Origin of the sequence: Vibrio furnissii CIP 102972, from assembly GCF_000176175.1 — a bacterium.
Taxonomy (GTDB): domain Bacteria; phylum Pseudomonadota; class Gammaproteobacteria; order Enterobacterales; family Vibrionaceae; genus Vibrio; species Vibrio furnissii.
The window spans coordinates 167,220-181,673 of record NZ_ACZP01000012.1 but is presented as its reverse complement, the minus strand read 5'-3'; the positions used below and the strand labels follow the sequence as shown (position 1 = coordinate 181,673).

General features: G+C 51.1%; 12 protein-coding genes and 1 tRNA gene. 5 read left to right on the top strand and 8 right to left on the bottom strand.

Translation table 11 applies throughout. The features are described from left to right. The first annotated feature begins 159 nt into the window (after positions 1 to 159). Both lpcA and VFA_RS03650 read left to right on the top strand, forming a co-directional pair. Entirely contained in the window at positions 160 to 735 is a 576-nt protein-coding gene (gene lpcA, locus VFA_RS03655; protein ID WP_004724840.1) for a D-sedoheptulose 7-phosphate isomerase, read from the top strand. 82 nt (positions 736 to 817) lie between these two features. Beyond that, a complete protein-coding gene (locus VFA_RS03650) occupies positions 818 to 1,663 on the top strand; it encodes a class II glutamine amidotransferase (RefSeq protein ID WP_004724839.1) in 846 nt (281 codons plus the stop codon). A gap of 84 nt (positions 1,664 to 1,747) precedes the next feature. Here the strand turns inward: VFA_RS03650 and purN are convergent, their stop codons facing one another. Both purN and purM read right to left on the bottom strand, forming a co-directional pair. After that, the gene (gene purN, locus VFA_RS03645; protein ID WP_004724838.1) at positions 1,748 to 2,386 is read right to left on the bottom strand and encodes a phosphoribosylglycinamide formyltransferase; all 639 of its coding nucleotides are present in this window, start codon (positions 2,384 to 2,386) and stop codon (positions 1,748 to 1,750) included. Between the two features lie 3 nt (positions 2,387 to 2,389). Further along, the gene (gene purM, locus VFA_RS03640) at positions 2,390 to 3,430 is read right to left on the bottom strand and encodes a phosphoribosylformylglycinamidine cyclo-ligase (RefSeq protein ID WP_004724837.1); all 1,041 of its coding nucleotides are present in this window, start codon (positions 3,428 to 3,430) and stop codon (positions 2,390 to 2,392) included. Positions 3,431 to 3,747: 317 nt separating this feature from the next. Here purM and upp point away from each other — a divergent pair, with 317 nt between their 5' ends. Further along, the gene (gene upp, locus VFA_RS03635; RefSeq protein WP_038150875.1) at positions 3,748 to 4,374 is read left to right on the top strand and encodes a uracil phosphoribosyltransferase; all 627 of its coding nucleotides are present in this window, start codon (positions 3,748 to 3,750) and stop codon (positions 4,372 to 4,374) included. 65 nt (positions 4,375 to 4,439) lie between these two features. Here the strand turns inward: upp and rluF are convergent, their stop codons facing one another. The 3 genes from rluF to VFA_RS23110 form a co-directional block, all read right to left on the bottom strand. Continuing rightward, entirely contained in the window at positions 4,440 to 5,483 is a 1,044-nt protein-coding gene (gene rluF, locus VFA_RS03630) for a 23S rRNA pseudouridine(2604) synthase RluF (RefSeq protein WP_004724833.1), read from the bottom strand. A gap of 86 nt (positions 5,484 to 5,569) precedes the next feature. After that, entirely contained in the window at positions 5,570 to 6,148 is a 579-nt protein-coding gene (gene smrA / locus VFA_RS03625) for a DNA endonuclease SmrA (protein WP_004724831.1), read from the bottom strand. 148 nt (positions 6,149 to 6,296) lie between these two features. Then, positions 6,297 to 6,437, bottom strand: a complete 141-nt coding sequence (locus VFA_RS23110; RefSeq protein ID WP_004724828.1) for a DUF3149 domain-containing protein — start codon at positions 6,435 to 6,437, stop codon at positions 6,297 to 6,299. A 230-nt stretch (positions 6,438 to 6,667) separates the two neighbouring features. On the opposite strand from VFA_RS23110, the gene VFA_RS03615 reads away from it, so the two are divergent. Then, a tRNA-Pro gene (locus VFA_RS03615) sits at positions 6,668 to 6,744 on the top strand. 339 nt (positions 6,745 to 7,083) lie between these two features. Here the strand turns inward: VFA_RS03615 and VFA_RS03605 are convergent. Further along, the gene (locus tag VFA_RS03605) at positions 7,084 to 7,956 is read right to left on the bottom strand and encodes a TraB/GumN family protein (protein ID WP_232281681.1); all 873 of its coding nucleotides are present in this window, start codon (positions 7,954 to 7,956) and stop codon (positions 7,084 to 7,086) included. Between the two features lie 460 nt (positions 7,957 to 8,416). Between VFA_RS03605 and VFA_RS03600 the strand changes: the two genes are divergently transcribed. Next, complete coding sequence (locus VFA_RS03600; protein ID WP_004724824.1) at positions 8,417 to 11,068, top strand: beta-N-acetylhexosaminidase; 2,652 nt, start codon at positions 8,417 to 8,419, stop codon at positions 11,066 to 11,068. Positions 11,069 to 11,131: 63 nt separating this feature from the next. On the opposite strand, the gene VFA_RS03595 is transcribed toward VFA_RS03600, so the two are convergent. Beyond that, positions 11,132 to 11,575, bottom strand: a complete 444-nt coding sequence (locus VFA_RS03595; protein WP_038150833.1) for a DUF411 domain-containing protein — start codon at positions 11,573 to 11,575, stop codon at positions 11,132 to 11,134. A gap of 113 nt (positions 11,576 to 11,688) precedes the next feature. Further along, on the bottom strand, positions 11,689 to 14,454 hold the full coding sequence (locus VFA_RS03590) for a heavy metal translocating P-type ATPase (RefSeq protein ID WP_038150831.1): 2,766 nt from the start codon (positions 14,452 to 14,454) through the stop codon (positions 11,689 to 11,691).

The window sequence follows — 14,454 nt, the reverse complement described above, 5'->3', positions numbered from 1 at the left end:
CTCTCAACGAGAGTTTTTCCCTTCGATCCGCGTTCGAATCTTGCAAATCTTGGACGCTGACTATCGACAGAGAAAATCGTTTGGGTAAACTCAGGTTAACGAAACTCTCGTTTTCTACGTGAGTTTGTCTGCCAGCAGATTAATAAAGAGAAAAAACCTATGTACCAGGATCTGATTAAAAGTGAATTAACCGAAGCTGCCGACGTTCTGAACAAGTTTCTGAGCGATGATCACAACATCGCGCAAATTGAAGCGGCAGCAAAAGTGATTGCTGACTCGTTCAAGCAGGGCGGTAAAGTACTCTCTTGTGGTAATGGTGGTTCTCACTGTGATGCGATGCATTTCGCCGAAGAGTTAACAGGCCGTTACCGTGAAAACCGTCCGGGCTACCCTGGTATCGCCATTTCTGACCCAAGCCACCTGTCTTGTGTGAGCAACGATTTTGGCTACGATTTCGTCTTCTCTCGTTATGTGGAAGCCGTGGGCGCAAAAGGTGATGTGTTGTTCGGTTTGTCGACCTCGGGGAACTCCGGCAACATCCTGAAAGCGATTGAAGCGGCCAAAGCGAAAGGCATGAAAACCATCGCCCTGACAGGGAAAGACGGTGGTAAAATGGCGGGTCTGGCGGATGTTGAAATTCGAGTGCCTCATTTTGGCTACGCCGACCGCATTCAAGAAATCCACATTAAGATTATCCACATCGTGATTCAGTTGATTGAAAAAGAGATGGCATAATCAAAGTGCCCCGGCATGCAGGCTGGGGCGCGAATGACCGCTACCGTGAATGAAGTGGTTTAAAGAAGGAGTAGTTTAAACCATGTGTGAATTGCTCGGCATGAGCGCCAATGTACCCACCGATATTTGTTTCAGTTTCACTGGCTTGATGCAGCGCGGTGGCCGCACGGGCCCGCATCGTGATGGCTGGGGCATTACCTTTTACGAAGGCAAAGGCTTTCGCACCTTCAAAGATCCAAGTCCAAGCTGCCAATCGAAAATTGCGGAGCTGGTGCAGAATTACCCCATCAAAAGTTGCGCGGTGATCAGCCACATTCGTCAAGCGAATCGTGGGGGCGTCAATTTGGAAAATACCCATCCATTTACTCGTGAATTATGGGGACGTTACTGGACGTTCGCGCACAATGGGCAACTCGCCGATTACCAAGATTTGCCGTCTGGGCGTCATCGCCCGGTGGGTCAGACAGACAGTGAAGCTGCATTCTGCTGGCTGCTGGATGAACTGGAAAAACACTATCCGGATATTCCACAGGACATGGCGGGTGTGTTCGCATTCGTGGCTCGATTGTGCGATCAACTGCGTGAGAAGGGCGTGTTCAACATGCTGCTGTCCGACGGTGAATACGTGATGAGCTATTGCACCAATCATCTCTATTGGATCACACGTCGCGCGCCGTTTGGTCATGCCACCTTGCTCGATGAAGACGTCGAGATTAACTTTCAGGAAGAAACCACGCCCAATGATGTGGTGTCGGTGATTGCGACTCAGCCGCTGACGGGCAACGAAGTGTGGCAGAAGATGAAACCAGGAGAATATAACCTGTTTCATTTTGGGGAGCTGATCGACAGTAACGTGGGGATGCTCAGCGACGTCGCGTATGTGGCTGGTCGCCCTGGCGATCAGTCGCCGAAATCGCCGCTGGAATAGACGCGTTAAGCAATCAAACGGACATAAAAAAGGGTTGATCCACGATCAACCCTTTTTCTTTTTTCAACCGAGTGGTTAGCGACCTTACTCGTCGGCGTAACCATGCATGCCGAGCGGTTGCCCGTCTAAGAAGGCTTTGCCTTCTTTCATCTCAAGGCGACCTTCGACGAACCATTGTGTGACCAACGGGTAAATGCGGTACTCTTGTGATTGCACACGCTTGGTCAGTGTTTCGACCGTGTCTTCATCAAAAATAGGCACGCGCGCTTGCAGAATGACCGGGCCACCATCGAGTTGCTCGGTGACGAAGTGAACACTGGTGCCATGCTCTTCGTCACCGGCGTGAATCGCACGTTGGTACGTGTTCAGGCCCGGATATTTCGGGAGCAATGACGGGTGCAGGTTAATCATACGGCCAAGGTAATGGCGTACAAATTCGTTGCTCAGAATACGCATGTAACCGGCAAGGACAATCAGGTCCGGCTGATATTCATCGATCTGTTGCATCAACGCGTAATCAAAAGCATCACGAGTCTCAAACGCTTTTGGATCGATAAAGATGGCAGCCGCCCCTGCTTTTTTAGCTCGTTCTAAGCCATAAGCAGTTGCTTTGTTTGAAAAAACAGCCGTTACTTTGCCATCGCGAATACTTGTTTCACAAGCATCGATGATCGCTTGTAAATTGGAACCATTTCCTGAAACTAAAACAACAATACTCTTCATGGATTATTTGATCTCTACTTGTTCTTCATGGTCCTGAGCTGTTGCGATTTCACCGATCACCCATGCGTTTTCGCCTTCTTGTTTCAAAAGCGCTACCGCTGCTTGTGCTTGATCTTTTGGCAGCGCAATCACAAGGCCAACACCACAGTTGAATGTACGGTACATTTCGTGTGTGTTGACGTTGCCTTTCTCTTGCAGCCATTGGAAGATCACCGGCCATTCCCAGCTGCTACCGTCGATTACAGCTTTGGTGCCTTGTGGCAGAACGCGAGGGATGTTTTCCCAGAAGCCACCGCCAGTGATGTGAGAAATCGCATGAATGTCATGCTCAGCAATCAGTTTTAAACCTGATTGGATGTAAATTTTGGTTGGTTGCAGAAGGTGTTCACCGATGGTTTTCCCTTCCAGCATTTCGTTTTTATCTGCGCCCGATACTTCTAGAATCTTACGAACCAGAGAGTAACCGTTGGAGTGTGGACCGCTTGAACCGACGGCGATCAGTGCATCACCCGCAGCCACTTTGCTGCCGTCGATGATGTCTTCTTTTTCGACCACGCCGACACAGAAACCGGCCACGTCGTAATCTTCACCTTCGTACATGCCCGGCATTTCAGCGGTTTCGCCGCCAATCAGCGCACAGCCGGCTTGCACACAGCCGTCAGCGATGCCAGATACTACATCTGCTGCCGTGTCTACGTCCAGTTTGCCAGTGGCGTAGTAGTCAAGGAAGAACAATGGTTCTGCACCTTGAACGATCAAATCGTTCACACACATCGCGACCAAGTCGATACCGATGGTGTCGTGCTTTTTCATATCCAAAGCAAGACGCAGTTTCGTGCCCACACCGTCTGTACCAGAAACCAGTACAGGCTGTTTGTATTTTGTTGGGAGTTCACACAATGCACCAAAGCCACCAATGCCACCCATTACTTCAGGGCGACGAGTACGCTTTACTGCACCTTTAATTCGTTCAACAAGCGCATTGCCTGCATCGATATCTACGCCTGCATCTTTGTAGCTAAGAGAAGTGTTGTTGCCGCTCACGGGGAAAGTCCTCGATCTAGTTGGATATGAAAACGGCGCTATTCTACAGGGCTTAAATCAAAAAGGAAAACGTTTGCGTCAGTTTTTTTGCACTCTTTTTTAGCGCAAAAGCCTTGACTGAACGTTTGCGTTTTACTTCCGTCGATGGCGTTCATTTGAGCGGGTGGCGCGTTTTGTTTGACGATGCCAACGTGCTACATATTGACGAGGCAAGGCCATGACGACATTGACCCGCTAAAAAACATGGAGAAACGTCAACATGCCTAGTAAATCAGTGTATAATCCGAAGGTTTGTTTAAATTATGCCGGAGATGGAAATGAAAGTTGTTGAAGTTAAGCACCCTCTAGTGAAACATAAAATTGGCCTGATGCGAGAAGGTGATATCAGCACAAAACGTTTTCGTGAGCTAGCGACCGAAGTCGGTAGCCTGTTGACTTATGAAGCGACTGCGGACTTTGAAACAGAGAAAGTCACCATCGAAGGTTGGAATGGTCCGGTTGAAGTTGACCAGATCAAAGGGAAGAAAGTGACTGTGGTGCCGATTCTTCGTGCGGGTTTAGGCATGATGGACGGCGTTCTGGAGCACATTCCAAGTGCGCGCATCAGTGTGGTGGGGATCTACCGTGATGAAGAAACCTTGGAACCTGTTCCTTACTTCAACAAGCTTGCATCAAACATTGAAGAGCGTATCGCGCTGGTGGTTGACCCAATGCTAGCCACAGGTGGTTCTATGATTGCGACCATCGATCTGCTGAAAGAGAAAGGCTGTAACCAATTTAAGATTTTGGTTCTCGTTGCGGCTCCAGAAGGGATTGAAGCGCTGGAAAAAGCCCACCCAGACGTTGAACTATACACGGCAGCTATCGATAAGAAACTGAACGACAAAGGTTACATCGTTCCGGGTCTTGGCGATGCAGGTGACAAAATCTTCGGTACGAAGTAAGCCACGAATACTTCGCGAAACAGATCAAAAAGGGAGCCTGCGCTCCCTTTTTCTTTATCTGCAATTTATTTTTTCAGACGCAACGTGCCACCTTGGCGTGCTGCGGCAGGTTTGCCGGCGGACGCGGGTTTACCTGAGTGATGGAAACCTGTGCTTTTCGGTTTGCGATCCGCTCGGTTGTCGGCTCGGCTGCTGTCTGGGCGTTCCGAGCGTGTTTTGCCTTTTTTCGAATTTGGCGCGTGACGAAACTCATCGGCATTGTGGCCGCGGAACGTTTTCGGATTGCGGCGCGCTTTCGACGGCTGGTTTTCTTCACGGCTATCAAACAGCTTGGCATCGGTCGCTTTGCGAATGCGTTGGCCTTGGCTATCCACGCGTGATGCCTCTTCTGTGCCGCTGGATGCTTCACACATCGCCAGAATTTCAGCCACTTCCGCCTCGGTCAGGTAGCGCCATTTACCGTTTGGAATGCCATCGAGCGAAATGTTCATGATGCGCACTCGACGCAGTTTGAAGACCTCATAACCCAGCGCTTCACACATACGGCGAATCTGACGGTTGAGTCCCTGAGTGAGTACAATTCGAAATGAGAATTTGGTTTCTTGTGTCACTTTACATGGCAAGGTGACCGTATCAAGAATTCGCACGCCAGATGACATCTGTTTGATGAAATCGGCTGTGATCGCTTTGTCCACACGCACCACATACTCTTTTTCATGGTTGTTGCCAGCGCGCAGGATCTTGTTGACGATGTCGCCATCATTGGTCAGAAAAATCAAACCATCGGATGGTTTATCCAAGCGGCCAATAGGGAAAATCCGTTTGTGGTGACCAATGAAGTCGACGATGTTCCCCGGAACGTCACGTTCAGTCGTACAGGTAATGCCGGTCGGTTTATTGAGCGCAATGTATACGGGTTTTTCTTTGCTGCGCAGCGGCTTGTCGTCAATGCACACCTCGTCGTCATCGCTGACTTTGGTGCCCATTTCTGGCAGTTGGCCATTGATGGTGACACGGCCTTGTTCAATCAATTTGTCTGCTTCGCGGCGAGAACAAAAGCCAGTTTCACTGATGTATTTGTTCAAACGTTTTTCGGTTGGTGTCGACATAGGATCTCCTGACGTTTCACAACGGAATGGTTAATTTATCAACAGCAATGCTGTCAAAAGAGCGGCATTGTACCAGCTCACAGGCTTCAGCCAAGTCGTTTCTGATGACGTTCGCGGTTTTCACTTTTCTTGTCGACGCTTTTTTTCAGCAAAACGTATACGGCGCCGCTGCCGCCATGAAAGCGTTGCGCGCTGTGAGCACATTGCACATCCTGAATCTGGCTCAGCCAATGGGCGACAAAACTTTTCATTAATGCTGGTGGGGTCGACCGTTCACCGCGGCCATGCACGATGACGACGGTGCGAATGTCCAAGCGCATGCACTGTTTTAAGAAAGAGACCACCTCATCGCGGCCTTCTTTCAGGGTTTTACGGTGTAGATCCAAACGGGCTTGAATGGGGTATTTCCCCAAACGCAGTTTGCGATACACACCGTCCTGCACGCCGTCGCGTTTGAATTCAATCAAATCGTCCGGTTTGATCATCGGGGCGTGATCAATCGAAAGAAAATCGGGGTCGCCATCGGAGAGGCTAACTGCCGCTTCGCGTTTGGCCAGTTGAGCATCGCTGACGGTGTGGTGTTTCTTGAGTTCGGCCGTGTCGTTTTTAAGCGGTTTGACATCGCCCATCATCTGCTGAAACAGCTCGAAATCATCCTGAGACATAATGGCATCTCGAAATCAGTGTGGAATGCGGGAATTATACCAACCGAATGGGCAATATGATCAATTGCAGGCAATAAAAAACCGGAGTAGACAAGCAATCTACTCCGGTGCATAGCGTCACTCTATTGTTCAATAGAGGCTAAGCGATCTAGTGAGGAGATTTGTCGTTCATGACTTTGTAGACGAAGAAACCGCCGTAAAACAGCATCAGACCTAAAGCGCCAAAAATTACTATCATGGAAGATAGTCCCACAGCATTACCAAATAGGAGATCCAGCCAAAAGTCCATGTTTCCTCCAAAGCGTTCGAAGACAGGGCTAAGGTAAAAGCTGCAAAGCATCGCGACACTGATCTGGATCAATTGTGTTTCATAGGTTGCTAAAATGTTTACATGGTTGTGTATTTAGTCACATTTTTTACGGGGTTGATTGAGTTTTAGGCGAACGAGCAGTGTTTCGAAAAAATTTCATGGAAAGGACTTGCGTCACGAAACAGAATCCGTAATATACCCAGCGTTCTCGGTGAATAGCGCAGTTTGGTAGCGCATCTGGTTTGGGACCAGAGGGTCGGGGGTTCGAATCCCTCTTCACCGACCATATTTAAGGCCTCAGCAGCAATGCTGGGGCTTTTTCGTATTTGGCGTTTCCGTTTGGCGGGGCAGCGACTTGGATCGTGGTCTGGAGCGCCAGTCCGATCAAATCCCGCTTCACCGACCCTATTGAAAGCCTTAGCAGCAATGCTGGGGCTTTTTCGTTTCTGGCGTTTCCGTTTGGCGGGGCAGCGTCTTGGGTCGTGGGCTGGAGCGCCAGTCCGATCGAATCCCGCTTCACCGACCCTATTGAAAGCCTCAGCAGTAATGCTGGGGCTTTTTCGTATTTGGTGTTTATTCTTGTACCAAACCCGCAGCGTGTACCGAGGATTTGGTGGTGGAACTGTTAGTAGAACTGACAACCAGCCTTGGTCGATTGGTTGAGGCGGGTGACGGTAAAGCCGTTTTGACTCAATAATGCCAGCACATTGTCGTGACCGATAAGATGCAGCGCGCCCACCACCATCAAGTATTGGCCTTGGGGATTGGGTAGAAAGTTACCGGACGTGAGTTTGTTCACCCAATCGTGATTGCGGTTGGTCACGAGAGTGCTTTCCAATTCACTCGAAAATTCATTCAGTTTCATCATATTTTCTAGGTTGGCTTGATCTCCAGCCACCCAGCTATCAATCATGCAGCGCGTCATGGCGTCGCTTTTTTCCCAATCGTCGATGAGTGCTGTCAGCATCTCTTTGCCCGCATCGGGCTGACGCGTGAGCGCATCAATTTGAAACTGCACCGTTTCCAGTGGCAGCACGGCGATGTCATTGGCGGTGGCTTTGGTCATCAGACTAAGATCAACCCCTTCTCCCGGATGAAACCCAAGTTGAAGCAACTGACGAAACTGAATCGATAGTGCTGATTGCCATGGCGGCGCTTGGCGCAGGGTGGGAGGGGTGAGTTCGAGATCGTGGGCAATTTGGTCCAGCATGAACAATTGCTCTTTCGTCAAAACTTGTTCGCTGCTCGGTTGGTTATGTGGGTACACAAGGTCCTGATTCTTTCTGACATCGGCTTCAATGATCAAGCCATCAGCCTGATTGAGTGCCTGATAAATGGGGGTTGGCAGTGGATACATCGACGGTGCCCCGACGTGAATCGAGCCGAGTAACGTGATGGTTAACGAGCCCTTGGTCGCTTGCCAATATAGAGGCTCGGCATGTAGGGCGGGAGCGAACAGCCAGAGAACACAGAAAACCCAGCGGGAGATGCGATGCATGTATCATCCTTTTCGTTGCGAAACGTCGACGTTAAATACGTTGCTTTCCCTGCATTTAAACAGATTTGACAAATAAAACCATTTGATGCGCTTCACAGATTTCTTTTTGAGTTTCTGTTGCGGGGGCGATTGTTTGTCAAAACGGTGTGATTGAACTCACTGAAATGCACGGGAAGCTGTGAGTTTTGTCGCGATATTCTCGTCAATTTAGAAATGTTGATTTTGACGTTGTTTTTAAGTGTTTGATATTTAAGTTTTTATATTTATCTATAAATCTAAAACTTGAACAGGATCACTGCCGTTAATGAATAATTTTACGCTGAAAAATAACTCGCGTTATGGTGGCGGTGTTCATTAAGTAGGGCCATTGGCCGATGTCGTTTTGAGAAAGGAAATAGAGCACCCGGATTGGTTTCTTATCGGCTGTGCGTTTCGTTTCGAGAAAGTAAGGTAAGTTATCATGTTGAAGAAAAGTATAATTGCGGGTGCGGTTGTTGCCACGTTAGCAGGATGTTCAATGACGAATTCGTCGACTCAGTCGGTTGTGAATTCACTCGCGAACAATTTAGATATTCACTACACCGTTCTGACGAACCATGGCGCCGATGATGGCCTTGGTTGTCAGGAGCTGGGCGCGGAATGGGCGTCGTGTAACAAAGTCAATATGACGCTGGTGAACCAAGGTCAAGCCATCGATTCCAAAGATTGGGCGATCTACTTCCACAGCATTCGCATGATTCTGGATGTGGGTAATGATCAGTTCAAAATCACTCGCCTGACGGGTGACCTACACAAACTTGAACCGACTGACAAATTTGACGGCTTCGCAGCAAACGAAACCGTGGTGGTTCCGCTGATTGGCGAATTCTGGCAACTGTTTGAAACCGACTTCATTCCGGGCGCGTTTGTGACGGCGCCGAACGCTGAACCGAAGCGTATTGTATCCCTTGATACCGAAGACGTGGCTCAGTTTGTTCGTGGCCTTGAAGGCGACAACTTGAAACGTACGCCGGACGACAACAATATTTTCGCAACTGCAGCGACTCGTTTTGCGAAAAACCAAGATGTGACGCTACAAGACGTGTCGTCTGCGTTGATCCCAACACCAACACACATCACGGCGCAAACGGGCGTGGTGTCAATTGCGCAAGGCATTGCTTGGAACAGCCAAGTGCTGGATTCGGCACAAAATGCGGCACTGGCCGAGCGCGCAAGCCTGCTGGGCGTGAATCTCAACGGTTCGCTGGCGACAGACGTTCGCATTGAACCGACTGCGTTTAGTGGCGACATGGCGAAATCGGGCGCTTACACGCTGCAAGTGACAGCCAATGGCATCACCATTCGTGCCTTCGATGAAGCGGGCGCGTTCTACGCGATGCAATCGGTTCTGGGTTTGGTGGATATCGCCAACGCGGATCACCTGCCGCTCGTGACGGTGGAAGATGCACCGCGCTTTGACTACCGTGGCATCATGGTCGACGTGGCACGTAACTTCCATTCCAAGCAAGCGATTCTGGCAACACTGGATCAAATGGCCGCGTACAAGATGAACAAACTGCATCTTCACCTGACGGATGATGAAGGTTGGCGTCTTGAAATTCCGGGTCTACCAGAGCTGACCGACATCGGTTCACAGCGTTGTCTGGATCTGACGGAAACCACCTGTTTGCTGCCACAACTGGGTTCGGGTCCAGACACCAATAACTTCGGTTCGGGTTACTTCAGCAAAGCGGATTACGTGGAAATTTTGAAATACGCGAAAGCGCGTCATATTGAAGTGATTCCAGAAATTGACATGCCAGCGCACGCACGCGCGGCGGTGGTCTCGATGGAAGCGCGTTACCAACGTCTGATGAATGAAGGTAACGAAGTGGCGGCGAATGAATACCGCCTGATGGATCCAAACGACACGTCGAACGTCACCACGGTGCAGTTCTACAACCGTCAAAGCTTCATCAACCCATGTCTGGACTCTTCTGAGCGCTTTGTAGACAAAGTGATCGCTGAAGTGGCGGCCATGCACAAAGAAGCGGGCACACCGTTGACCACGTGGCATTTTGGTGGTGATGAAGCGAAAAACATCAAGCTGGCTGCGGGTTACCAAGACATCAACACTGCGGAACCGGTGAGCTGGAAAGGTTCGATTGACCTGTCACAACAAGACAAGCCATTTGCGAAATCACCGCAGTGTCAGGCGCTGATTGCCAGCGGTGAAGTGAGCGACTTTGCTCACCTACCAAGCCACTTTGCAGAGCAAGTGTCGAAGCAAGTGAAGAACCATGGCATTCCGCACTTCCAAGCATGGCAAGATGGCTTGAAGTACAGCGACAGTGCGCAGTCATTCGCAACTGAATCGACGCGCGTGAACTTCTGGGATGTTCTGTACTGGGGCGGCACTTCCTCTGCGTATGAATTTGCGCAGAAAGGCTACGATGTGATTGTCTCTAACCCAGACTACGTCTACATGGACATGCCATACGAAGTGGATCCGAAAGAGAGCGGTTACTACTGGGCAACACGTGCAACGGATACCCGTAAGATGTTTGGTTTTGCGCCAGAAAACTTGCCTCAGAACGCAGAAACTTCGGTTGACCGTGATGGCAACGGCTTCACCGGCAAAGGTGAATTCAACGGCAAACCGTTCTTGGGCCTGTCAGCGCAACTGTGGTCTGAAGTGGTCCGTACTGACGAGCAATATGAGTACATGGTGTTCCCACGCGTTCTTGCTGCCGCAGAGCGTGCATGGCACCGCGCTTCATGGGAGAACGACTACAAAGTGGGCGTGGAATACTCTCAAGAGACACAATTGGTGAATCAGAGTGCGTTGAACGCGGACTGGAACCGTTTTGCGAACGTTCTGGGCCAACGTGAACTGGCGAAGATGGAAAAAGCCGGCATTGATTACCGTCTACCAGTACCGGGTGCCACCATCGAGAACGGACATTTAGCGATGAACGTTCAATTCCCTGGTGTGACCCTGCAGTACTCGCTGGATGGTGAGCAGTGGCTGAACTACGATGCTGCGAACGCGCCAGAAGTGACGGGCACGGTTTGGATTCGTTCTCTGTCGGCAAGCGGTGAACGTGCAAGCCGCGTGACCACACTGAACTAATTCGGTATTGAATATGCAAAGGCCTCCCATTGGGAGGCCTTTTTCATTGGCACGGCAAAACGATTACTGATTGCCAGGGTGCTGACGGTACTGAAAGACCTGACCTTTGTCATTCAACGCATACACCACATACGCATCTTTTTGATCGCCATATTCCATGCCCGGCGAACCCATCGGCATGCCGGGGACCGCTAAGCCAATGGCGTTTTTCGGTGGATTGGCGAGAAACGCTTTAATATCGTCGGCCGGAATGTGGCCTTCAAACACATAACCGTTGATTTCAGCGGTATGACACGAGGCCAATTCCGGGGTGATGCCCAGCTTCTGCTTGATGCTGTTCATGTCGTCATGCAGCACTTCTTTTATGGTAAACCCTTGCGCTTGCATGTGTTTACCCCATTCGCCGCAGCAACCGCAATAGGGGGATTTGTGGTTAATCACATCGGTCGCCAGTGCTTGCCCTGACATAAGGGCAAGCAGCACTAGGCTGAGAGATGATGTCTTCATAATAAGCCTCTTCATTTCGCGGAATAGGTGAAGCAACGCCAACGTATCGCTCATCCAATATATTGGTCATGCAATACATCGGTCATCTAATACATTGGCGTGTTCGGTCAACTTTAGGAGTGAAAACGTGTTTTCACCAAACGCAGTCGGTTGGCATTGCTGACCACGGTAATCGATGACAGCGCCATCGCCGCTCCCGCAACCACCGGACTGAGTAAGAATCCAAACGCTGGGTAGAGCACGCCAGCGGCAATTGGAATGCCTAACGTATTGTAAATAAAGGCACCCAACAGATTCTGTTTCATGTTTTTCACGGTTGCTTTCGACAACTCAATCGCGCTGACGACGGCAAGCGGCGAAGAGTTGAGTAGCGTCATCTGCGCGCTTTCAATCGCCACATCACTGCCGCTGCCCATGGCAATGCCAATGTCGGCTTGTGCCAGCGCGGGTGCATCGTTGATGCCATCACCGATCATCGCCACGCGGCGCCCTTGGCTTTGCAAGGTGTCAATATGTTGCGCTTTTTCATCGGGCAGCACTTGCGCGATGACCTGTTGAATGCCCAACTGTTTGGCGATTGCATCGGCGACGCTTTGGTGGTCGCCGGTGAGCATCACGGTGCGAATCCCCGAGTCATTCAATGCCTGTACGGCTTGAATGGCGCTCTCTTTTACGGGATCGGCAATGCCAATCAAGCCGATCAGGCGTCCATCACGGGCGACAGCAACCGGTGTCCATGCTTGCGCGGCAAAGCGTTGCATGTCGGTTTCCGCCCCTTGCAGATTAATGCCAAGATGCGTGATGTGATCCAGCGAACCAATTTGAATGACATGCTCTAAATAGTGCGCTTGCAGCCCTTTGCCGCGCAGGTTTTCGAACTGGGTGACCGCAACTGGTGCGATCGACAATTCACGGGCATGCTGAATGATGGCTTTGGCCAGTGGGTGCTCGGAGTGTTGCTCCAGCGCCACAGTCAGGCTCAGTAGTTCCGCTTCATCAATGCCATAGGTGACCACTTGCTGCACGACGGGCTTGCCTTCGGTCAGGGTGCCGGTTTTATCAAACACAACGGTGTCAATTTTGCTCGCGGTTTGCAGCACGTTCGCATCACGAATCAAAATGCCCATTTCTGCGGCTTTGCCCACCCCGACGGTGACGGATAATGGCGTTGCTAAACCCAGCGCACAAGGGCAGGCGATGATCAACACGGTGGTGGCAATGACCAGCATATAGCTTGCTTTCGGATCCGGGCCAACCCAGAACCATACGGCGGCAGCAATGATGGCGATTGCAACCACGGTGGGCACGAAAACGGCGGAAATTTGGTCGGCCATTTTGGCAATCGCCGGTTTGCTGCTTTGCGCTTGACGCACCATTTGAATAATACGCGCCAACATGGTTTGAGAGCCAATGCCGGTTGCTTCAATCAATAGGCTGCCATCTTGGTTGATGGTGCCCGCCGACACGGAATCGCCGGGCGCTTTGTGTACCGGAATCGGTTCGCCGGTCAGCATCGATTCATCGACGTACGACTCACCCTGCAGTACGTTGCCATCGACGGGCGATTTCTCGCCGGGTTTGACTCTTAACCGCATCCCCTGCGTGATTTGCGCCACCGCGATGATTTGATCGCCATCGTCAGTAACCTGTGTGGCGTGTTGGGGTTGCAGGTTGATCAACGCTTGCAGCGATTGTGTGGTTCGCGCTTTGGCTTTGGCTTCAATGTAATGGCCAAGCGAAATCAAACCGATGATCATCGCAGACGCTTCGAAGTAAACATGACGCGCTGCGTCTGGGAACCAAGCGGGGAACACCACCACCAGCATGGAATAGAACCACGCGGCACCGGTGCCAAGGGCCACCAAGGTATCCATGGTGGCGCGGCCGTGAGTGAGCGCTTGCCAAGCGTTGGCAAAGAAGCTGCGCCCTGCGGTGGCGAGTAAGATCAGACACAGCACACCGATGGCGCCCCAAGCGATTTGATCGCTGGTGGCACGAATCATCATGTTGCCGCCAAACACACCCCAAGCCATCAATGGGACACCCAGAATCAGGCCCATGAGGGCGCTGCGTTTGTGCTCTTTTTGCACCTGTTCGAGCTGCGCTTGTTGTTTTTGTTGCTGCTCGGCTGGGTCATCGACCGGCTCGGCCTGATACCCAGCGTGTTTGACCGCCTTGACCAGCTCGGCATTTACGGCATGGTCAGCCATGACCCATGCACTTTGTTCGGCCAAATTGACTTGGGCTTTGCGCACGCCCGCCACAGAGCGGAGCGCTTTTTCGACCGAAGAGACACAGCTGGCGCAGGTCATGCCTTTGATCAGTAAGTGCGTACTCACTTGAGCCTCATCGACCGCTGGCGCAGCGGTTTCTGTGGTCGATGAAGGAATGGTTGATGACGCAATGCTCGGTGCTGGAATGGTCGGTGCAGGTGCTTCGTCGGCGAATGGCTTAGCGGCGTCTGGCATTTCAACCTCGCTCTGAAGCGGGGCATCGCTGTGCAGCGTGGCCTGATAACCGACTTCGACCACTTGCGCGATGATGGCATCGGCACTGAGTGAGGTGCGTAGCGACAGCGTGGTTTTGCTGACGGACAGACGCGCAATCTGCGCCGACTGTGCCAGATGTTGGGTCAGTTTGTTGACGCAACCGCCGCAGCTCAGCCCTTGCAAATCAAATTGCAGCAATTGACCGGCTTCATAACCTAAGGATTCAACACTATCGAGCACGCTATCGAGTGGCGCATCTACGTCAAATTCGATAAAAGTGGGGGACAGGTCTTGAATCTCAACCGTAAAGTCCGCGTTGAGTTGGCGCTCGAGTTTACGCGCGCAGCCCATGCAATGTAACCCGGACAAAGGTAAAGCAAAGTGGCTCAT

What these genes read in the sequence shown, in the direction of transcription:
- lpcA (WP_004724840.1), top strand. Translation starts at nt 160, where the DNA reads ATGTACCAGGATCTGATTAAAAGTGAATTAACCGAAGCTGCCGACGTT.
- VFA_RS03650 (WP_004724839.1), top strand. Translation starts at nt 818, where the DNA reads ATGTGTGAATTGCTCGGCATGAGCGCCAATGTACCCACCGATATTTGT.
- purN (WP_004724838.1), bottom strand. Translation starts at nt 2,386, where the DNA reads ATGAAGAGTATTGTTGTTTTAGTTTCAGGAAATGGTTCCAATTTACAA.
- upp (WP_038150875.1), top strand. Translation starts at nt 3,748, where the DNA reads ATGAAAGTTGTTGAAGTTAAGCACCCTCTAGTGAAACATAAAATTGGC.
- rluF (WP_004724833.1), bottom strand. Translation starts at nt 5,483, where the DNA reads ATGTCGACACCAACCGAAAAACGTTTGAACAAATACATCAGTGAAACT.
- smrA (WP_004724831.1), bottom strand. Translation starts at nt 6,148, where the DNA reads ATGTCTCAGGATGATTTCGAGCTGTTTCAGCAGATGATGGGCGATGTC.
- VFA_RS23110 (WP_004724828.1), bottom strand. Translation starts at nt 6,437, where the DNA reads ATGGACTTTTGGCTGGATCTCCTATTTGGTAATGCTGTGGGACTATCT.
- VFA_RS03605 (WP_232281681.1), bottom strand. Translation starts at nt 7,956, where the DNA reads ATGCATCGCATCTCCCGCTGGGTTTTCTGTGTTCTCTGGCTGTTCGCT.
- VFA_RS03600 (WP_004724824.1), top strand. Translation starts at nt 8,417, where the DNA reads ATGTTGAAGAAAAGTATAATTGCGGGTGCGGTTGTTGCCACGTTAGCA.
- VFA_RS03595 (WP_038150833.1), bottom strand. Translation starts at nt 11,575, where the DNA reads ATGAAGACATCATCTCTCAGCCTAGTGCTGCTTGCCCTTATGTCAGGG.
- VFA_RS03590 (WP_038150831.1), bottom strand. Translation starts at nt 14,454, where the DNA reads ATGAGCCACTTTGCTTTACCTTTGTCCGGGTTACATTGCATGGGCTGC.